Below are 21,534 nucleotides of genomic sequence, written 5' to 3' on the forward strand. Positions count from 1 at the left end.
CGGTGGCTGGCAACTTCTGATCGTGCGAGGGACTGGTGTGGACCGGTTCCGCAGTTCGTACGGTGCACTGTTCCGAAACCGGCGCCTATGCCAATGGAAACAGGCCCCCTGGAACGCCGACACGGCACCCACGGAACACCACTTACAGGAGTTAGCAATGTCTGAGCAGAAGCTCGCAGGAACCGCCCGCACCGATTTCGGCAAGGGTGCAGCCCGCAAGGCCCGCGCCGCCGGCCAGATCCCCGCCGTCATTTACGGACACGGCGCTGACGTCATGCACATCCTGCTGCCGGCCAAGGCCACCACGCTGGCCGTCCGCACCGCCAACGCGCTGCTGGAAATCGACGTCGACGGCGAGTCCCACCTGGCCCTGGCCAAGGACATCCAGCGCGATCCGATCAAGCAGATCATCGAGCACATCGACCTCCTGACCGTCCGCAAGGGCGAAAAGGTCGAGGTTGAGGTCAACGTCCACGTTGAAGGCGAACTCGCGCCGGGCTCCGCAGTCTTCAACCAGGAAGCCAACACCGTCCTGGTTGCAGCCGACGCCACCAACCTGCCGGAAACCATCGTGGTCAACATCGAAGGCCGCGAAGCCGGACAGCACATCTTCGCCAAGGACCTGGAACTGCCTGCCGGCGTAGAGCTGCTGCTGGATCCGGAAACCATGATCATCAACGTTTCCGAGTCCACCGTGCAGGATCTGGGCGAGTCCGCTGACGCCCCGGCCGAGGGCGACGTGGCTCCGGAAGTTGTCGAGAACTAATACCGCGTGAACAGCAACACCTGGCTTGTAGCCGGGCTCGGCAACCCCGGGCCCGGCTACAGCCGTAACCGGCACAATGTGGGACAGATGGTCCTGGACGAACTGGCCGCCCGCATGGGCGGGAAGTTCAAATCGCACAAGGCCCGCGCCTCGGTGCTCGAGGGCCGGATCAGCCTGGGCGGACCGCGGGTGGTCCTGGCGAAGCCGCTGACCTACATGAATCTTTCCGGGGGACCGGTGTCCGCACTGGCCCGGTTCTACGACATCGATCCCGGGCAGATTGTGGCAGTGCACGACGAGATCGACATCCCCTTCAACACCATCAAGCTCAAGCGCGGCGGCGGCGAGGGCGGCCACAACGGTCTGCGCGACATGAGCAAGGCCCTGGGGACCAAGGACTACCTCCGCGTCCGGGTTGGTGTTGGACGTCCGCCCGGCCGGATGGACACCGCGGATTACGTGCTGAAGGACTTCTCCGGCACCGAAGCGAAGGAACTTCCCTTCCTGATCGGCGACGCGGCAGATGCGGTGGAGCTGCTGCTGTCAGAGGGCCTTGTCGCTGCGCAGCAGAAGTTCCACGGCGCCGCCTCCTGACCGTTGCCCGACACTAGGTAGCGGGCTCCCGGAATGGGGTAGTTTTCCCGCGGCCGGTAACTCCCGGACCCATTGTTTCGGTTCCGCGCCCGGTCCTAAAATGGAAGAAGCCTTAAGGGCTCCCAAAGCGGGGCCGACGTCGGGAGGCCTCCGAGACTGGGCCACCCCCATCCCGGCGTCGGTCCCTTTTATTTGCACCCGCTTGTTACTTGCACCCGCTTGCGGGCACTCCCTTCCCTGCATCCGCCCCGATAACAGGCACGCGCGCAGTGCGGAAGTGCGCAGTCCGGGATGTGCCGCATGCCGCAGTCCGGAATGTGCGCTGTGCGAAACGTGCGCATCCGCGGTCCGCCGGTCCGATATCCGCACTCCGGATCGATGTGTCTGCATCTACTGGACGGCGCCTTGGGCCGCGCGTATGCTCTCGTCTACTGAGCGGTAGCTACCGGTTGCTGGGGTATCTGCCATCCGTGGTCCGGATACGGTGGGCGTTTTTTGGGGGCGTGGCTTGACCGATGGGAAATGCGTCGACTGTGGCCGAACTGATAGGCCGTGCGGACCTGCTCGATGACGTGTGTGCGGCGGTCACGGAAGGCCGCGGAGCGCTGGTCCTGGGCGGCTCCGGCATGGGCAAGACAGCCGTCCTCAAAGCCGTGGCAAAGCGCTTGGACGAGGAATTCTCCACCCTCTACATCCGCGGCACCGCCCTGTCGGCGGACACGCCGTACGGCGCTCTGGCCTTCCTGGTGGGCGGGCTTTCCGAAAAAGCCGTAAACGATCCCCTCCGGCTGCTCCGGGAACTGGACCGGTCCCTGGCCGCCCGGGCCGCCGGGCGGCGGATCCTGCTGGCGGTGGACAACGCGGACCGCCTGGACCGGTTTTCCAGCATGGTGCTCTCGCAGTTGCTCCGCCGCGGCAGCGTGGCCATAGCGGCGGCCGCCTCCGCGCACTGGGAGGCAGGTTTCGAACTGATGGACCTGTGGAGCGAAGGACTGCTGGCACGGTTTGCCTTGGAACCGCTCACGGAGCGGCAGACGAGGCAGATGATGCAGCAGATCCTGGGCGGAGCGGTCTCCTCCCTCGCCGCCGGAACCATGTGGCGGGAAGCGGAGGGCAGCCCCCGTTTCATTCGGCTGCTCACCGAAGCGCAGGTCGCATCCGGAACGCTGGTGCGGCGCGGTCCTGTGTGGGTCAGAACAGGAGCTTTTGCCTGGACCGGTGAGGTAGGCGAAGTAATCGACACGGTCCTGGGCCGGCTCGGGCCCCCGGAACGCCGTTTGGTCGAAATCCTGGCCCTTGCGCGCAGCCTTCCCCTGCCGGTTGTCCTGGACCTGGTCCCGGCAGCCGTCGTTGATGCCCTTGAGGAGCGCCAGGTGATCCGTGTGGACCCCCAGAACGGCGTCCGGTTTGCCGGTGGGAACCTCGGCACCGTGATTGCGGCGGCCATGCCACTTGGACGGAAAAGGGAACTTTGGGAAGACGTTTCGGCCCGGATAGCCCCTCAGGAGATGGCCTCGTCGGAGCTGGACGCCTACGTAGCATGGAGCCTGGCATGCGGCGAGGCACCGGGGCCGGTTCCCGTGCTGGAGTCAGCAGCGGCGGCTGCAAACACCGCAGCGGATCCGCTGCACGCCTTGGAACTCGTCAGGACTGTTCCGGCCGGGGAGCGCACGCCGGGACTGGTGCTGGAAGAGGCGCGCGCCCTTGACGCGCTCGGGGATCCCGAGGGCGTGATCAGGGTGGTGCGGGAGGCCCGGCCCCGGATTGAGGGCGGAGACCGGGCCGGTTACGTGCAGCTGATGCTGCTTTACGCCTCATCACTCGCCAGGACGGCCCGCGGAGACCCGGATGAGGTACTTGCCGGCGTCGGGCGGTCTGCACAGGGCAATGACCCCGATTCGGCGGCCGCACTGGCCATAGCACGCATAGCCCTTGCCCTGGACTACCGTGCAGCGCCGGAAGCGGAGGCGCTTGCACAACTGGGGACCGTGGTCCTGGACCCCCGGCTGGGCCCTGAAACACGCACCCATGCACGGGCGCTGTATGCCAACGCGCTTGCCGTGACCGGCAGAAGCAGCGAAGCGCTGGCCGCTGTCGCGGCCATGGGCAGGCCGGAGGGATACTCCCTGACCCGGGGGAACGCGGCCGAAGTGTGCACCAGGGTATTCGACACTTACATCCTGGCCGGCGATTTGATGCAGGCATCCGACTTCGTCAGGGCCTTCGACGAATCGGGCATCCGGCCTTCCTATCGGGGCAGCGCCGGGGAATTGGCTGTTGCCGTGCTGGCTGCCTGGCAGGGGCAGGACGGGGCCGCCAAGGAAGCCCTGACCGGCAGCATCGGGCAGTTGTCCGTACACGATCCGCAGGAGATGCTTCCGCTGGCCAGGACGCTGGCGGGGTACGTCCACCACAATCTGGGGTACGCGCACGAGGCAGCGGGGCACCTGCTCGAAGCAGGAACCCCGAGGTTCCGGGAGCCGTACTTCCGCCGGTTCCAGCGACGGTATTTCGGTCTGCTGTCGGAAGGACCGGTGCCGGCAGAACGGTGCCGGGCCTTGCGGGAAGAAGCAGCTGAGGCATTGGCGAATGGGTACGGTGCACCGGCCTGCCTGCTCTACACCGCGGCATTGCGCTCCGGAGACAAAGAAGCAGCAGCTGCACTGCTTGAGACGGGGGACAGGATACAGGGACGGTTCGCCGAGCTGGTGTCCCGGTACGCTGCCGGGACGCTCAATGATGACCCGGCCCTGCTGCTGGGAGCCGCCAAAGGGTTCTCCGACCTGGGTCAGTATCCGCTGTGCCGGGATGCGGCACGTGCCGCGGCGGACCTGCTCGCTGCAGGAGGTACGGGTGATGAGCGCGGGTTGGGCAGGACGGCCAGGACTCTGGTGAATCTCAGCATGAGACGGATGAAGCACATTGGCGGACGCGCGGAAACACTGTCGGAATTGAGCGGGTTTGAAGCAGATCTTGCGCATCGGGCCGTTACCATGGCCACAACCTCGCAGATAGCCAAGGAATTGAACTTGTCTCCTCGAACCATCGAGTGGCACCTCGGGAAAATCTTTGCGAAGCTCCACGTCTCCGGACGTGCCGAGCTGGCCGAGGTATTGGCCTAGGAACCGGGGGGAGAACGGATGTTGGGGTTGCACCCGCGATCACTGGCGGGCAGGGACGATGTGCTCTCCGCCGTGCTGGAAAGCCTCCGGCGTCCGGGCGGTCATGGCGCAGTGGTGGCCGCCGAAACAGGACTGGGCAAGACGGCCGTCGCAGCGGCGGCCGCGCGTGAGCTCGGCTCCGCACTGGCCATCCACTGGGTCTATGCCAGTCCTGCCCTCACCTCCGTTCCCTACGGCGCACTGGCCGCACTCCTGCCCGACATTCCTCCGGCCCAAACGGCTTCGCCGCTGGCCGTTATGCGCGCGCTGATCGCCAAGCTCCGGTCCGAAACCGGTGACAATGCCGGCGCCAGGCGTGAGGGAGCCGAGCCGCTGGTCATCGTAGACGACGCCCATGAGATGGACTTCTCCAGTCTGGACCTGCTCTCGCAACTGCTGGATGCGGGGGAAATCAGGCTGCTGGTGCTCACCCGCACCTTCTCGGACGTGTCGGGCGTGCTTCCGCAGCTATGGGACGGCCAGCTCACCCGGCACCGGCTGTTGCCCCTGACCGAGGAGGAAGTCCACTTCCTTTGTGAACAAGAGCTTCCGGGCCAGGTCAGCACAACGGCTTCCGTGGAGCTGGCACGCATCACCGGGGGCAACCCGGTGTATGTGCTCGCGCTGGTTGAGGAAGGAGCGCGAAGCGGCTATCTCATTGAGCGGCACGGTATCTGGGTCCTGTCCGATGCCCGGCTCCCGGTGGGTGGACGGGTAGCGGACCTCCTGAAGGCGCGGCTGAGGGGTCTGGACGCGGAGGACCGGGCGGCATTGGAAACCATCTGCCTCGCGGAACCGTTCCCGGTGCGGGCGGCATTCAGGCTGGGCATGCACCGCTCCCTGGACCGGCTGGAGCAGTCCCTGCTGGTCCGGATATCCCAGGAGCCCGACGGCGCACAGGTGCTGCGGCCGCTCCACCCGATCTACGGGGCCACGGTTCGGAACATGGTGCCGGCGGCCCGCAGTGCACGCCTGCTCGCCCAGGTTCAGCAGGATCTCCCGGGGACGGACGAGGAAAGCCTGCTCCGCTGGGTGGACTGGTCCCTCACCCTCGGCGCTGCCCTCCCGGAAGAGCAGTTGCTGCGCGCCGCGGAAGCAGCCAACAACCGCTCGGATCCGCGGCTTGCACTGCGGGCCGCCGCCGCTGTCCCGCCGGGCAGCGGAAGGACTGCAGCCAGGCTTGAGGAAGCCCGGGCGTTGCTGCAGCTTGCCGAACCCGAGGCAGCGGCGGCTGCGGCCCAGGGGGCCCTTGAGGAAGCTGCCGATCTCCGCACCCTGAAGCAGGCCGTGATGGTGCAGATCCAGGTGTGCCTGCAGTCGGGCGGCGCCGACGACGATTGGCTGGTTGATGTAGCGAACGACTGGAGGATGGCGATTGCGCGCCTCAGCCCGGGTGAATCTCCGGAAGCAGTGGCACGGGCCGGCTGCGGGGTGGATATGCTCCTGCTCCTGCACATGGTCCGACAGGGTGAATATGCCCGGGCGGAACCAGAGCTGAATGCTCTGCTGGCCCGGGCCGGAGCCGACGATGAAGCAGTCCTGTTTGCCGAAGCCCTGCTCGCCGAAGTGCTGGTGGCCACCGGCCGGGCCGCCGCAGCACTGGGTCACAGCAGCGCTGCCATGGCCCTTCTGCGCCGTGATGGAACCGGAGCAATGCTCAGCTGCCCCTTTGTGCTCCACCGGCACCTCACGGCTTTGGTCTGGCTGGGGGAATGGGACGAAGTCCGGCGCTGTGTTGGATCCGCTGACTCCCCGGCACAGCAACTCCTCCTGCATTCCGGCGGCATGGCGGACTTCGCCTTGGGCCTTTGCGGCCTGCGCACGAGCGTGCTGGACGAGGCAGTACGGCACTTCACCGCAGCAGCCGAATCGGCCGAAATGGCGAAGGACCCTGAAGGTGTGCTTCCGCTTGCCTTGGGGCTGGGTTCCTTTGCCGCGGCAAGCCTGGGCCGCCGGGAACTGGCGGCCAGGCTTCAAGAGGCGGGGGAGCAGGCCGCCCTGCGGGGGCCGCAGCAGTACCGGATCCTGGCCGCCGGCATTCTCAGCGGGGGCAGGCTTGCAACGGAATCCGGGGATGCCGTGGCGCAGGGACTCAAGGAGTTTTCCGCCACGGCCCAGGAACGTTCCTTTACCGCCGTCGAATTCACCTTGCGCCACCTCGCCATGCGGCTGGGTGACTTTTCCGACGCCGGCCGGCTGCTGAAGGTCGCCGAAGGGCTCGAGGGGCCCCAGGCGCCGGTAGTCAGCCAGGTTGCACGCGCTGTCCTGGACCAGGACGTGCACGCGCTTGCAGCCCTGGCCACAATGCAGGATCCCGAAATGGACCTCCTGCTGGCCCGGCAATGTTCCTTGGAGGCGTTGCGGCTGGCGCGAAAAGGGTCGGACCGTGCCACCCTGAACCGCATCCAGCGGCTGGTGGGACGGCAGGCCGGAAGCGGGCATGCCTCCCTGCCGGAGCTCACGCGCAGGGAACACGCTGTCGCAGAGTTGGTTGCCTCCGGCTACCGCAACGCGGAGATTGCCGCGCGGCTGAATCTGTCCGTTCGCACGGTGGAGGGCCATATTTACCGGACCTACGAAAAACTCGGGATCAGCCGGCGGGAGGAACTCAAGGCCCGGTTCCCCTCCCTGAGAAATCCCGCCGCGGACTGGAACCGTCCGCCCGGGTAGTTTCCTCGCCAAACACCAGTAGGTTTTACTCGGGCAAAGCCTTTCCAAGGTTCGTAGCGTTAGGGCGTTACCTGAGGTGTACGGGTGAGGCAGTGCGCGGGCTTCGAAGGTGTCTTCCTCTGGGGGTGGTCGAAGACGCCCTGGCCGGTACTGGCTCACCCGAACCTCAGGTCCCACATACGGAGCCGGCGGCGTCGATGCCCTCTGAGACCGGGGCGTCCCCCCAGCCGCCGCCGGCTCCTTCCCCCTAGCGACAGGTCCCTGACAGCACCCGAGATTCTGAGAGCACTGGCCCCTACAGCCCGGTGGTCAGATGGAGCCGTTCGATGGATGTTGCCGGCCGCGGACTGGTCCGCAGCAGCGCCGATAGCCCCTCGCCCCAACAGGAACCGTCCCCGCTGCTGCCCCAGGTGCAAAGCGGGGCAGCGGCCGCCGTGGAAGCGCTCGAGGAGGGCAGGAGCGTCGTCATTTCCGGTGTCGCCGGAACGGGTAAATCCACGCTGATGGCCCGGATCCTGGCAGACCTTGGCGGCGGGTTCTCGGTGCTGCGGCTCCGCGGCGCGGCCGCCTGGTCAGGGAAACCCTTCGGCGGGCTGTTTTGGCTGCTGAGCGAGCTTCCGCCGGAGGCACTGGCCAACCCGGTGTACGTCCTTCAGTTCATCCGGAGGGTGCTGGACGAAAAGGCAGCCGGCCGCCGGCTGGTGCTGGCAATCGAGAACGCCGAGGACCTGGATGTGTCCACCATCGCTGTCCTCCTCCAGCTCTGCCGTGCCGGCCATACCCTGATGCTGGCTACCGTGCGGGACCCTGCGGCCTGCCCGGAGGAGTTTATCCGCTGGTGGGCCGAAGGGACGGTCCACCGCGAGGACCTTGGGACGTTGCAGGCCGGTGAGACGCGCACGCTGTTGGAAGGGCTGTGCGGCGGCCCGGTCTCCAGCCGCCTCGTAGTGGAGGTTCAGGAACGCACCGGCGGGAACCCGATGCTGGCAACACTGTTCTTCCAGGAACAGATGGAGGCAGGGACAGTGGTTCGGCGCCGCGGCACGTGGGTGTGGACTGGTGCGGTTTCATATGCGGGGGCCCTGTCGGAACGGGTGGAAACAGAAACCCGGGGCCTTTCCCCGGCGGAGCGGTACGCCGTGGACGCACTGGCACTCACGGGCGGATTGCCTGTGCAGGTGGCCCTCCGGGTGACCGATGCTGCGGCTGTGGAACGGCTGGAAGAGATGTTCCTGGTAGCCGCGGACCCAAGCACCGCCGGAATCCTGCGCCTGAAGGATCCGGTTCTGACGGGAGCCGCCGCGGCGCTGGTGCCGCACGGCCGGGCACAGGAGATCCGGTCCCGGCTGGCCGGTGCCGCGGCGGCCGGTGAGGCAACGGGCGGCACAGGACCCGCCCCGGAAGAGACGGCGGCCCGGGCCGCTGCCAGGGAAGCCCGGGACATGGCACGCAACGGCCGGTGGGGCGAAGCCACTGATGCGGCGCAGGCAGGCCTTGCCTTGCTGGCCACAGGCAGCGGCCCGCACCGTGGTCTGTTCGCGGATCTCTTTTGCGTGTTCCTGCGCTGCGGGGAGTTGCGGCTCGCGGGACATTTGCTGGCCCGGACGGAAGCAGGCGCGGACGGGGTGGAATTGCCCGGCGGCAACGATTTGTGCGCCGGCCTGGTGCATGTATTGGGCGGACGCGCGGACCGGGCGCTGGAGTACCTGCAACGTGCCCTCGCGCAGCTGGAGGAAAGCCGTTCGGCGGAACTGATCCCACTGGCCCACGCGGCCGCGGCCTATGCCTGCGTCCTGCTTGGCGACCCCGAGGCCGCGCGCGGATACCTGGCGGCACCGGTAACAGTGCCGGGGCCGTCCGCGTCCCAGGCAGGTGGCAGTGGGGCGCCGGACCGGTGGGGACAGGACTCGGCAGAAGGGGTCACCAGATGCCTTCTACTGCTGTGTTCCGCGCGCGGGGTGCCGGCAGAAGGCGACGTCGGCAGTCAGGCGGGAAGTGAGGTGGAACCTGCACTCCGCCTGACGGTGCTGGCAGCATTGGCACTGCGCGGAGTACCCGGGGCCGCCGGTAAGCTGGAGGACGGGGCCGCCGGCTGCACCGGCGCGGCCGCAGCCATGTATACGGACCTCGCAGCCGGACTGACCGATGCCGACAGGACGCGGATGCTGCGCGCTGCGGAATCCGCGCACAGCCTCGGCCAGTACCTGCTTGCCCATGAGTCGGCCGGACGCGCGGTCCGCCTGGCCCGCCGCCAGGGTGACCGAACCGCACTGCGCGCTGCGCGCCGGGTTGAGAACGCGAGTTTCCGGATGCTGCTTGCTGCGAACTCGGTCCCGGACCGGCTGCCCGACCTCTCCGAATTCGAACGCGGCCTGGCATTGGGAGCCGCCGCAGGGGAGAGCAGTTCGCACCTGGCCGCTCGGCTGCACTTGTCTCCCCGCACCGTGGACTGGCACCTGGGCCGCATTTTCTCGAAGCTCCGGGTTTCAGGACGGGCCGAGCTGCGTGAATGCCTTGAGGCCGCGCGCCCGGAAGCATAGCTCCCTCCCGTCCCGACGGTGGTTCTGCGCACCGGCAGGTGGTTCCAGGCCGCCGATCACGTAGGCGGACACCCCTTTCCCGTTACATTTCCAAGTAACCAAGTGCTTCGACTAGGGGACGCTACTCGTGTACCGCCGGAAAACGGTTCCTACTCTGGTGCGCAACAGCGATGCCGGTGACCGGCTCCAAATGGTCGGGTACCGGAGTTGAACAGCAGAACCTGAATCGATAGAAACCGGGTCTCAAAGTGCAGCCTCACGATGATCAGCCGTCCTTTAGCCGCCTTGCCGCTCCCGCGCCCGCCCCGGGTTCGCCTCCGGACGGAGGTTCCAGCGCCCCGACCCAGCCGGCCGTCGTCGGCAGGGCGCCCGTCCTGGAAGACATACTGAAGGCCCTGTCCGGAACGGCCCCGGGCACCGGGTGCGTACTGGTAGGCGAAACCGGTATCGGGAAGACCGCCGTTATGCAGCACGTCCTGCGCCAGCTGCAGGACGAAACATACATTGTGCAGGTCCGGGGGTCCGAATTCGCCGGCCGGACACCGTTCGGGGCGCTGACGTTCCTCCTCTCGGACCTGGAACCGGAGCTTTCCAGCCATCCGGTGATGATCCTCAGGGGCCTGACCAAGCTGGTGAAGGAACGTTCGGCAGGCCGGCCGGTGCTGCTGGCGGTGGACAACGCCGAAGACCTGGATGACTTCTCGGCCATGGTCCTCACCCAGATGGTCCTGAACCGCAGCGCCAACATGCTGGTGGCCTTCCGTGATTTCAGCTCGGCCCCGGGGGAGTTCACGGGACTCTGGCGCGACGGCATCCTCTCCCGGGTGGACCTTGACCCGCTGACCGTGCCCGAAACCGCCTCCTATCTGGGCGCGGAACTTGGCGGAGCCGTTTCCCGGGCAGCGGCAGCGGCTCTGTGCGGTTTTGCCGGCGGAAATCCGCAGCTGCTGTCGCTTGCCCTGCAGGACTTCCAGGACGCCGGGCGGCTGAAACAGCACAACGGGACCTGGATACTCACCCCGGGCGAGGACATCCGGGGCGGGCGGGCCGCCGCAGCTGTCCAAGCGGGCCTCACCAACCTCAGCGCCGGCCAGAACCAGCTGCTGCAGATGCTCGCCATGGCCGGCTCGCTACCGCTGCCGGCCGCCCTGGCGCAGCTGGCGAGCCCGGAACTGGACGAACTGCAGGAACGCCGGTTGGTCAGTCTGGACCTGAACCCGGTACCCAACGTGTTGATCCGGAATCCTGCACTGGCCCGGTCCCTCCGTGCCGGACTCAGCCCGGCCCGGCAACGGTTGCTGTTTGAACAGCTGGCGCCGTCACTGAACACCGTCGAGGGTTTCGTCCTGGACCCGGTCCTGCTGGCGCGTTGGCTCGAGGGAATTGGCGAAGTGCCCGCCGTCGACCTGGCAGTCCGCGCAGCCCGGCAGGCCACTGCCGGGGGTGATCCGGAGACCGCGGTCCGGGTGCTGATAGCCGCAACGCAGTTCGGCGAGTCCGCCGGTGCCGTCGTCGAACTGGCCCGTGCCCGCACTGCCCAGGGCGAATACGGTGCCGCGCTGGGTGTCCTCGCCCGGTTCCGCGGCGGCGACACGGCGCCTTCGCCCGAGGACCGGGTAAGGCTCCTGCTCGCCGAATGCCGGGTGCTCTGCATCGAGGCCACGGGGCTCCGGGACCCGCGTTCCACCGACACGCCCGCGGAACCTCCACGGATGCGGCACACGGATCTGTTTGCCCAGGTGGAACAGGAAGTGGCCGGCTTGGATGCCAACCTGCCCGTGACGGCGGAACTCAGGCGGGAGCTGGCCGAAGCCCGCGCGGAGTGCCATTCGGCCCACGGCCGGTTCCAGGAAAACATGGCGTACCTGGCGGAGCTGGACCTGTCGGGCGGCCCGGAATTCCAGCTCCAGCGGGCAGCGTGGCTGTGCGAAGCGTGGGGGATGACCAACAGGCAGGACGACGCCGTCGATTTGGCCGGGAAAGTGGAAAGGATGCTGGCGGGAGCAGAGGTCAGTCCCGGTACCCGTGCCCGGGTTGTCGGCAGGCTGCTGCACACCTACCTGCTTACCGGTGCATTGCCCTCCTGCGAACTCCTGCTGGCACGGGCGGCCGCTTCCGGCATGGAAGGGATCTACACCGAGCTGGCGGAGGGACTGCTGCACGCGTACGCCGGGCGGCCCGGTCCCGCGCTCACAGCCCTGACCGGAACGGTAAGCCAGCTGGCCGTGACGGGGCCTGCCGCCTTCCTTCCGCTGGCTGCGGCAGCTGCGGCCTATTGCCATGCGATGGAAGGCCGCGCCGAGCAGGCGCGCCACTACCTGCAGATGCAGCGGTCATCGGCCGACGGCGGGCCCTGGTCCGTCCGGCGGGGCGCCCGGCACTTCGCGGCCCTGGCCGAGGCAGCACTCGGAACGGAAACGGGCAGCGCCCGGTTCTCCTCACTGGCTGCCCAGGACCACCGGAGGGGTGCCCACGCCTACGAGCTGCTGGCCCGCGTCACAGCCATGCGGCTGGGTGACGCGGAGAGCCTGGACGATGTGCTTTCGGTGGCGGCGAACCAGCAGGGCGACTTCGCGTCCCTGTGTGAAAGCTATGCGAAGGGACTGGGCAACGCTGATGCCCAGCTCCTCCTGCGGGCATCGGAAATCGCAGCAGGATCCGGCCACGAGCTGTTGGCCCGGGAGATTTCCGAGCATGCCCTCGGGATTGCTTCCGGCGCCGGGGACCGGGCCACCGTCCGGTTTATCCACCGGAGCAGAAGGGTGGCCGCACCGGATCCGGCCGCGGAGGCCGCCGACGAATTCCTGGGCGGGCTGACCGCACGGGAGCGTTCAATCGCGCGGAAGGCGGCCGCCGGTACCAGCAACAAGAAAATTGCCGAGGAACTCGGAATCTCCGTCCGGACGGTCGAAGGCCACCTGTACCAGGTCTACTCGAAGCTCCATGTAGGCAGCCGCAGGGAACTGGCCCGGACCATTGCTGAGCAGTCAGGGGCAAAGAAATGACGCTATGGGGTCAGGACAGGCAGTTGTTCGGGCGGGAACGTGAGCTCACCGAAGTGACCAACCGGCTCTTGGACCCGGGGCTGCGCGGGGTGGTCATCCTCGGAGCGGAAGGCATCGGTAAATCCTCCCTGGCCGAGCAGGCGGCTGAGCGGCTGGCCTCCATCATGGCGCCGTACTACGTCTGCGGCAGCCCGGTGCTTTCCGGCATGCAGTACGGCATCCTGTCCACCTACCTTGGTTCCGCCACCGCCGCGGAGATGGGCTCCCCGCTGTCGGTGCTGCGGACAGTGCGTGCGCACTTCCAGCGCCTGGCGGAAACACGCGGCATGCAGACGCTGCTGGTGGTAGACAATGCCCAGCACATCGATGAAGCCAGCGCGCATCTGCTCACACAGCTGGCCATGTCCGGGGAACTCCGCCTGATGGTGATTTCCCGTGCCCGGGCTCCCCGCATCCACGAGCTGCTGTCCCTGGCCCGGGACGGCCTGCTTGCCCGGATCGACCTGGGCCCGCTGTCCCGTCCGGCGGTCCACGAATTCTGTACCAGCGTGCTGGGCGGGCCGCTCCTGCAGTCCTCTTCAACCCTGCTCAGCCGCACATCGGGAGGGAACCCGCTGTATGTGAAGGAACTGCTCAGCCGGGCGCAGCGGCAGGGCCGGCTGGTGGAAGCCAATGGTGCCTGGTACCTCAAGGAGGAGCCGGACTGCGTGGATACCTCCCTGATGGACCTCATCAAGGGCATGCTTGCCTCCCGCACGCCGGCGGAACGGAACGTGCTGGAGACGCTGGCCCTGGCGGGAAGCCTGCCGCGCGCCGTGGTCTCGGCGGTAGCGGATGACGAGGCGGTGCGGGCACTGGTGATTGACGGCCTGGTGGAAATCCTCCCGGACCGCACCGAATCAGCCCACCTGGTGCAACCGCTGCACGAGGAGATCATCCGCTGCCTGGTGCCGGCGGCACGCAGCGCGGAGATCAGGGCACGAGTGGAGGCCCGACGGATCACCGGGCAGCCGGACCGGACGCCGAGCCTCAGGCAGACGGAGTGGGCCCTCGATTGCGGCGAACGCCCGGGAGCAACGGACCTGCTTGCGGCTGCCCGGACAGCCAACGGTGCAGGCGATGCACTGCGCGGTCAGCGTTTCGCCGCGGCGGTGACATCCCCGGCGCTCCAGACCGCGGCCGAAGTGGAACTTGCGGTTGCTTGCGCCCAGCAAGGCAGCTATGCCACGGCACGCGCGCGGCTGGAGGGCCTGGTGCAGGGCACCCGGGGGGACAGGGCCGGTGCCTGGGATCAGGAGAGCATGCGCCGGGCCGCCTTCACCTGCGGTATGCTGCTCCGGCATACCGGCCGGCGGGGTGCCGGAATCGCGGAGCTGGCGGACAAGTGGCTGGACGCAGCGAAAAACGATTCCGCCGTGCCCGCCGCGGTCCTGCCCGCGGCCGAAGTGCTCCGGGTAGCCGCACTTATCCTGGACGGTCACTTCACGGAGGCCCGGACCAGGCTGGCGGAAATCACGGCCGGGCATTCGCGTCCGGAGAACGACGCCGACGCCGAGCGGATGCTGGTGGCCCACGGTCTGTACGCGGAGGTGCTGGCAGCCTGTGGCGAAGTGGGTGCGGGCCTTGACCAGGCACTCGCCGCGGCAGCCCTGTTGAACTACGCAGAGGGGAAGCTCCAGTCCTATACGGGATTCGTTTTTGTCCGGCAGGCCCAGGCGCTGCTCCATGCCGGCCGCTTTACGCAGCTCGACCAGCTGCTGGCCAGGATGCATGCCGGACCGAAGCACCTGCTGACTGCCCTCGGGGGAACCCTGGGGGTTTTCGAAGCGGCACTTGAAATCCACCGCGGCAGGCTGCACGAGGGACTGCGCCGCCTGCGTCCGTCCGTAGAAGCGTTGCGCGACAGGGATCCGGAGCTGCTGCTGCCCTACGCCCTGGGGCTGGCCCACTACGCGGCCACCGTGGTTGCGGACGGCACTCCGGCCACTGGATTCGGGGCAGAGGTCAGCGGCGGCCAATACCGGGGGCCGCTGCACCTCTGGCTGACGGCCCAGGCCTACGTTGCAGCCGCCGAGGCTTCACAGTCAGCAGAGGGACCTACCTCGGGCCACCTCGCCATGCTGGCTGCGCAGGCGCGCGAGGCGGGCCTGCGCAGCACCGAAAAGGACATCCTCGAGCTGTGCCTCGCCGTCGGTGACTTGGCCCAGGTCCCGCGGCTCGCCGAGCTCACCGCGGATTTCGAAGGGGGAGAAGCGGAGGCACTGCATGCGTATGCCGAGGCGGTCGCCTCGGGAAACCCGGACCGGATGGTCGCAGCAGCCGAAGACGCCATCCGCGCCCAGAAATACCTGGTAGCGGTTGAAAGCATCGGCCATGCCATCCGCTTCTACGGTAACCACGGGAACCTTCGCCGCCAGCGGGCCCTGATCCAGCAGCTCCGGCGGCGCAGGGAGGAACTGGCCGGAGTCACTGTCTCCTACCTGAGCCCTTCCCTGCATCTGGTCCGTCTTACCCGGAGGGAGCACGAGATTGTGGACCTGCTGCTCTCCGGGGCAACCAGCAAGGACATTGCCACCCACTTCACCTTGTCCCAGCGGACCGTGGAGGGCCACGTTTACCGGATCTACGTAAAACTGGGCATCAGTCGCAGGGCCGATCTGGAGTCTGCCTACCGGGCACTGGAACCCGGGCCGCGCAGCGGGTCGCTTCTCTAGGACATTCCTTTCCGGTACCCGTCGCCGCCGGAAGCAGCACGTCCGATGTGCGTGCTGCTTCCGGCGGTTTTTGCGCGCCTTGGAGGGGCGGATGCGGCTGGTGTTTCTCCTGTTTCCCCGCCGCTGAGGGCATCTAAGAGTTTCGGCTCCCGAGGTGAGTAGTGAGAGCCGTAAGAACGGAACGAACTGTGCCGGGCCGGGTATGGGGTACTCGTGCCTGCCGTATCCGCCGATCCTAGGCTGAGGCCGATCCAGTAATCAAAAAGGTCTTATTTGCGGGTTGTTCTTGGGGGATAAAGATGACGGCGATACAGGAATCCGGGACCGAAGTTCTCCAGGCACCCACCTTCACCTTTCCCAGCTTCACCACGCAGGGCGTGTTCGGCAGGGACGGCCACCGCAGGAGCGCAGCGGTCGCGTGGAGCCGGCGTTACTGCCGGATCCTGCTGGCCTCGGACGCACTGGTGGTGTCCGCATCGGTCCTGTTGGGACACCTGGGGAGGATCCCCGGAGGAACACCGGTCCTGAAGATCGGACCATTCCGCGATCTGGCAGTGTCACTGCTGATAGGCCTGGCGTGGATGCTGGCGCTGCATGTCTACCGCAGCCGGGATGCACGCATCACGGGCATGGGCACCGACGAATACAAGCGGGTGGTCAATGCCACCGTAACCCTCGTGGGCAGCCTGGCCTTCGCCGCGGTGGTGTTCCAGGCGGAAGTGGCCCGCGGATATTTCGGTCTGGTGTTTCCCATCGGTGCAGTCGGCCTTATCTGCAGCCGGTGGGTTTTGAGGAGATGGCTGGGCCGCCAGCGGCGCCAGGGACGATACCTCTCCAAGGTCGTAGTCCTGGGGCGGCCCAGGGACGTGCGCTACGTAGTCCACCAGATCAACGGGAAGTCCGCCTATCAGGTGGTGGGCGTAGCCCTGAGCGGGAAGCCCCGGACGTGTTTCACCGTGGACGGGACGGCGCTGCCGGTGGTCTCCGACGAGGAATCGGTGGTCCAGGCGGTAAGCAAGGCGGGAGCCGACGCCGTGATCGTTGCCGGCCCGACCAAAGGCGGAAGCCAGTATGTGCAGGAGCTTGGGTGGGAACTGGAGGAATCGGCAACTGAACTGATCCTCACCACCGGACTGACAAGCGTCGCCGGTCCCCGGATCCATTCGCGTCCGGTGGAAGGGCTGCCGCTGATGCATGTTGAACTGCCCCAGTACTCCGGTGCACGGCACGCACTCAAGCGATTGTTCGACATTGTCCTGTCCGCAACGGCACTGATACTGCTGTTCCCGCTGATGGTGCTACTCGGTGTGCTCGTCAAACGGGACAGCCCGGGACCCGCACTGTTCCGCCAGGAGCGGGTAGGGCGCGGCGGCAGGAAATTCCTGATGCTGAAGTTCCGCTCCATGGTCGAAACCGCCGAAGACGACCTGGCTGGCCTCCTGGACCGCAACGAGGGAGCGGGCCTGATGTTCAAGATCCGCAATGACCCGCGCGTCACCCGGGCCGGAGCCTGGATGCGCCGCTATTCCCTCGACGAACTGCCGCAGTTCTGGAACGTGCTGATCGGCGATATGTCGCTGGTGGGTCCGCGCCCGCCGCTGCAGCGGGAAGTGGACGGCTACCGCAACCGGGTGCACCGCAGGCTTTACATCAAGCCGGGGATTACCGGGATGTGGCAGACCAACGGCCGCTCCAACCTCAGCTGGAGGGACAGCGTGCGCCTGGATCTGTACTACGTGGAGAACTGGTCCCTGACCGGAGACCTGATCATCCTCTGGCGCACCGTTGTCCAGATGTTCAAACCCCTTGGGTCCTACTGATGACGTGCTCAATCCTGTCTATCCACTCCATCCACATCGGGAAGGCGGCTAACATGGCCATTCGTATCGGCTACGCCGCAGGCGCTTTTGACTTGTTCCACATCGGTCACCTCAACATCCTCCGGCACGCCCGCTCGCAGTGCGACTACCTGATTGCGGGGGTGGTGTCGGACGAACTCTGCGAAGAACGCAAAGGCCGGCCACCGGTCATTCCCTTGACAGAGCGCCTCGAAATTGTCCGGGGGCTCCAGTGCGTGGACCGCGCCGTTGAAGAGGTCCTGCCGGACAAACTCGACACCTGGCAGCAGCTGCGATTCAACATCTTCTTCAAGGGAGACGACTGGAAGGGTACAGCGGAGGGAACGGCGCTGGAGGCATCCTTTGCCGCCGTGGGCGTGGAAGTTGTCTATTTCCCCTATACGGTCCACACCTCCAGCACCAGGCTGCGCCGGAGCCTCGAGATTCTGGATGCAACGGCCGGGAGCCGGATATGACCGGGAAACGGGGGTGGACGCAGCAGCCCTCCCTTAACGTGGCGCTGGTGGGAACCCGCGGTGTACCGGCGCGCTATGGAGGGTTCGAGACCTGTGTCGAACAGGTGGGCCGGCGGCTGGCCGCCCAAGGGCACCGGGTAACGGTGTACTGCCGCACCGACCAACAGACCGACACCTCCGAAACCGAGTATCTCGGAATGGACCTGGTATACTTTCCGGCCCTGCGGAAGCGCTCCCTCGAAACACTCAGCCATACCGGGCTTTCCTCGTTCCACCTTCTGCGCCACCGCCCCGATGCCGCCATCGTCTTCAACGCCGCCAATGCTCCCTGGCTGCCCCTGTTGCGCGCAGCAGGCATTCCGGTTGCCACGCATGTGGACGGGCTTGAGTGGAAGCGGGCCAAATGGGGGCCGGCAGGAAAACGCTATTACCGGGTCGCAGAGGCGCTCGCAGTCCGCTTCTCCGATGCCCTGATTGCCGATGCACAGGGCATCCAGGACTACTACCGGGAACGGTTCGATGCTCAGAGCACGCTGATCGCGTACGGTGCGCCGGCGCTCAGCGGTACCGGCAGCAACCGGCTGGCTGAGCTGGATCTGGCCCCCGGCAACTACCAACTGGTGGTGGCCCGGATGGAGCCGGAAAACCATGTCCACCTGATTGTCGAGGGATATGTGGCGAGCGGTTCCACGCTGCCCCTGGTAGTGGTGGGCAGCGCGCCCTACGCCGAGCGATACACCGCCGCAATACGGGACATGGCCGATGACAGGGTGCGGTTCCTCGGCGGGATCTGGGACCAGGAACTGCTGGACCAGCTGTATGCGAACGCGCGGGTTTATTGGCACGGCCACTCGGTCGGCGGCACCAACCCCTCCCTGCTGAGGGCCATGGGCGCAGGAGCGGCAGTAAACGCGTTTGACGTCGGCTTCAACCGGGAGGTCCTGCGCACCGCAGGCCGGTTCTTCGAAACCGCTGAGGACGTGGCCAAGCTGGCGGTCGACGCCGACGCATCGCCCGGCGCCCTGGCCGAACGCGGCAGGGCGTCCGCCCGTGAAGCTGCCCGATACGACTGGGACGAAGTGGCGCGCGACTACGGGCAGTTGGTCCAACGGCTTGCCGCAGGCAAAGCGGAACGTCCGCGTGTGTCCCGGCGGCATCGGGCAGGAGCGGGGGCATCATGACGCAGAAAACGCATGAAGACGCCGTTCCGGCACGGCAAGGGGCTCACCGGTCTCCGTCTCCGGGGTATGCCGAAACGGTGCGGTCTTTGGCCGCAGCCCAAAAAAGGGCCGCCCCCGGAGCCCCGGCGTACTCGCTCCTGATCAACCGGCGCGCCGGCCGCCATCTGGCTGCAGCGAGCCACCTCGCGGGAATGACGCCCAACGCTGTCAGCGCGGTAAGCGCCGCCTTTACCTTCAGCGGAATCCTGGTGCTGGCCCTTACCACTCCTTCCTGGCTCAGTGCGGCGGCCATCAGCCTCTGCTTGGCGGCCGGATATGCCTTCGACTCCGCTGACGGCCAGCTCGCGAGGCTGCGCGGGGGCGGCTCGCTGGCGGGAGAGTGGCTGGACCACTTCCTGGACAGCGTCAAACTGTCCTGCCTGCATCTGGCGGTTGCCCTCTGGGCGTACCGGCTGGCGGACCTTCCCGGTCCCGGCTGGCTGCTGGTGCCCTTGGGATTCTCCGTGGTGGCCAACGTGTCTTTCTTCGCCATGATCCTCAACGACCAGTTGAAGTCGGGGCATTCGCTGAGGACGGGCCAACCTGCTGCCGTCCGCACCGGAAGCCTGCGGCGATCGCTGATACTCATTCCCACTGATTACGGCTTCCTGTGCCTGTTGTTCCTTCTCACTGCATTGCCGGAGGTATTTGTGCCCGTCTACACCGCTGTGTTTGTCCTCAACTTCTCGCATCTGGCCCTGGCTGCCCCGAAATGGTTCCGGGACATGTCCCGGCTGGAGGCACGGCGATGAGCGGATCGACGCGTGGCGGCGCGGGTGTGCCGCCGGAACCCTCCCCTTCGGACGCAGAACCCTCCCGCCGGAACCGCAGCCGGACGGTGGTGGCCGCGGCCCTCGCCCTGGCTGTGGTTGTGGGCGGTTTCCTTACCGCCAACGCCGTTCGGGACAACAACAAAGAAGTCCCCGTCGCGGTAACTTCCCCCGACGCATCCACGCCTGCCCCGGACCCGTCCGGTGCCGCCACTGAAGCGGCACCCGCGCAGACCCAGAGCCCGGCGGCAACCGAGCCGGCCGACGGGGCGCCGGCGCCGTCGGAACAGCCCGGGCCGGCTGTCGAGGAAGCAGCCAAGGCAACCCAGGAACTTCCGGTTGCCGAACCTGTCGCCATCGACGGCGGGTCCGCTGCCACAGGTGGCGTGGACATCCAGGTGACGGCCACGGAACCGGTGGACGGCGAAGCGCGGGGTATCGGCGAAATTGCCGGCCCGTCCGTACGCTTCACCGTCAGCATCGCCAACGGCGGCAAGGACCCGGTAGACCTCTCGTCTGCCGTGATAACAGTGGAGACCGGTGCCGATCGGCTGCCGTGCTCCGAACTCAGCGGACCGGACTCCGTCCCCTTCCCCGCCGTGGTGAATCCCGGAGAGACGGTGAGCGGCAAGTTTGTATTCCTCATTCCGGTCGACAGCCGGAGCGATGTTTCGGTGTTCGTCAACTTCTCCGTTGACGCGGCCGTGGCTGCCTTCAAGGGACAGGTGCCCTAGCATGCACGGTGTCAACGAAGTCCGCAGGACAGCGCAGCGGGTGTCCGCGCCGTCAGCGGCGCGGGGGCTGGTCCGGAGCGCCCGGCGTGCCGGGCGCCATCTTCGCGCACGGGTGGAAGCACCGGTCCTGGCGGCGCGGAACGTCCGTTCCGCCTCGCCGGTCACGGGGACCGCGCCGGTGGTGGTATCCCTGACCAGTTACGGCCCGCGACTGGCAACCGTACACCTGGCCATCGAGTCGATAGGCCGAGGATCAGTCCGGCCGCGCCGGCTGATCCTCTGGGTGGAGGACCCCGCGGTGGTTTCTTCCCCACCTCCGGAGCTCTCCCGGTTGCAGGCGCGGGGGCTGGAAGTGTGCCTGACCCGGGGTTACGGCCCGCATACCAAGTACTACCCGTACGTTGCGTCCGTGCCGCGGCACACGGATCCGCTGGTGACGGCCGACGACGACATTATCTATCCGCGGCACTGGCTGCGCGGCCTGCTCAGCTCCTATGCCGAAGCTCCCGATGTCGTCAGCTGCCACTGGGCGAACCGGATGGCCGTCAGTGAGGGCACCATTGCCGGGTACCGTTCCTGGATTCCGAGCAAAACCACGCAGAAGCGGCGCGACAGCCTGGCCTTGGGCGTCTCCGGGGTCCTGTATCCGCCCGGCATGCTGGACCGGATTGCCGCCGCAGGACCGTCCTTCGAGGAACGCAGTCCCACCGCCGATGACATCTGGCTGCATTGGGTCGCCCTCCGAGCGGGCATTCCCGTGCGCCAGGTTGCCGCCGCGCCCCGACACTTCCCGGTGATTCCGGGCAGCCAGGACACCGGTTTGCTGTCCGTCAACGTGGCCCAGGGCCGCAATGACGAATGGATCCGGGGTCTGTACACGCAGGAAGACATACGGATGATCGAGGGCGCCTATCAACCATGACTGTGGTTCCACGAATGGGGAAAACAATGCTGCGCGGCCGGGGTCCGGCTGCTGTCCCGGGTCGGATACCGGCCCGGCTTAACTCTGGTTCAGGGTGCAATGCACCCAACAACGGATGGAAACC

General features: G+C 67.0%; 13 protein-coding genes. All 13 read left to right on the forward strand.

Features of this window, described 5'->3' with window-relative positions; translation table 11 throughout:
* Positions 1-157 precede the first annotated feature (157 nt).
* The 13 genes from AC5RUF_RS09255 to AC5RUF_RS09315 all read left to right on the forward strand — a co-directional run bounded on the left by AC5RUF_RS09255 (position 158) and on the right by AC5RUF_RS09315 (position 21,410).
* Positions 158-766: a 50S ribosomal protein L25/general stress protein Ctc gene (locus tag AC5RUF_RS09255; RefSeq protein WP_493996553.1), complete on the forward strand. Its 609-nt coding sequence runs from the start codon at positions 158-160 to the stop codon at positions 764-766.
* Between the two features lie 6 nt (positions 767-772).
* Positions 773-1,360, forward strand: a complete 588-nt coding sequence (pth, locus tag AC5RUF_RS09260) for an aminoacyl-tRNA hydrolase (protein WP_494130384.1) — start codon at positions 773-775, stop codon at positions 1,358-1,360.
* Positions 1,361-1,893: 533 nt separating this feature from the next.
* Complete coding sequence (locus tag AC5RUF_RS09265) at positions 1,894-4,482, forward strand: AAA family ATPase (RefSeq protein WP_494130385.1); 2,589 nt, start codon at positions 1,894-1,896, stop codon at positions 4,480-4,482.
* Between the two features lie 27 nt (positions 4,483-4,509).
* The gene (locus AC5RUF_RS09270; protein ID WP_494130386.1) at positions 4,510-7,191 is read left to right on the forward strand and encodes a LuxR C-terminal-related transcriptional regulator; all 2,682 of its coding nucleotides are present in this window, start codon (positions 4,510-4,512) and stop codon (positions 7,189-7,191) included.
* Between the two features lie 326 nt (positions 7,192-7,517).
* Positions 7,518-9,731: a LuxR C-terminal-related transcriptional regulator gene (locus tag AC5RUF_RS09275; protein ID WP_494130387.1), complete on the forward strand. Its 2,214-nt coding sequence runs from the start codon at positions 7,518-7,520 to the stop codon at positions 9,729-9,731.
* 248 nt (positions 9,732-9,979) lie between these two features.
* A complete protein-coding gene (locus tag AC5RUF_RS09280) occupies positions 9,980-12,736 on the forward strand; it encodes a helix-turn-helix transcriptional regulator (protein WP_494130388.1) in 2,757 nt (918 codons plus the stop codon).
* A complete protein-coding gene (locus AC5RUF_RS09285; protein ID WP_494130389.1) occupies positions 12,733-15,450 on the forward strand; it encodes a helix-turn-helix transcriptional regulator in 2,718 nt (905 codons plus the stop codon). The genes AC5RUF_RS09280 and AC5RUF_RS09285 overlap by 4 nt, the downstream gene beginning before the upstream one ends.
* A 299-nt stretch (positions 15,451-15,749) precedes the next feature.
* The gene (locus tag AC5RUF_RS09290) at positions 15,750-17,270 is read left to right on the forward strand and encodes a sugar transferase (RefSeq protein ID WP_494130390.1); all 1,521 of its coding nucleotides are present in this window, start codon (positions 15,750-15,752) and stop codon (positions 17,268-17,270) included.
* Positions 17,271-17,323: 53 nt separating this feature from the next.
* Entirely contained in the window at positions 17,324-17,764 is a 441-nt protein-coding gene (locus tag AC5RUF_RS09295) for an FAD synthase family protein (protein WP_493997258.1), read from the forward strand.
* On the forward strand, positions 17,761-18,945 hold the full coding sequence (locus AC5RUF_RS09300; protein ID WP_494130391.1) for a DUF1972 domain-containing protein: 1,185 nt from the start codon (positions 17,761-17,763) through the stop codon (positions 18,943-18,945). Before AC5RUF_RS09295 ends, AC5RUF_RS09300 begins: the two co-directional genes overlap by 4 nt.
* A gap of 191 nt (positions 18,946-19,136) precedes the next feature.
* Positions 19,137-19,736 carry a CDP-alcohol phosphatidyltransferase family protein gene (locus tag AC5RUF_RS09305; protein ID WP_493997256.1) on the forward strand — a complete coding sequence of 200 codons (600 nt, stop codon included), beginning with the start codon at positions 19,137-19,139 and terminating at the stop codon, positions 19,734-19,736.
* A complete protein-coding gene (locus AC5RUF_RS09310; protein ID WP_494130392.1) occupies positions 19,733-20,488 on the forward strand; it encodes a hypothetical protein in 756 nt (251 codons plus the stop codon). Before AC5RUF_RS09305 ends, AC5RUF_RS09310 begins: the two co-directional genes overlap by 4 nt.
* A gap of 1 nt (position 20,489) precedes the next feature.
* A complete protein-coding gene (locus tag AC5RUF_RS09315) occupies positions 20,490-21,410 on the forward strand; it encodes a hypothetical protein (protein ID WP_494130393.1) in 921 nt (306 codons plus the stop codon).
* Positions 21,411-21,534 lie beyond the last annotated feature (124 nt).

The sequence above is a fragment of the Arthrobacter sp. Y3224198 genome (genome assembly GCF_059090025.1).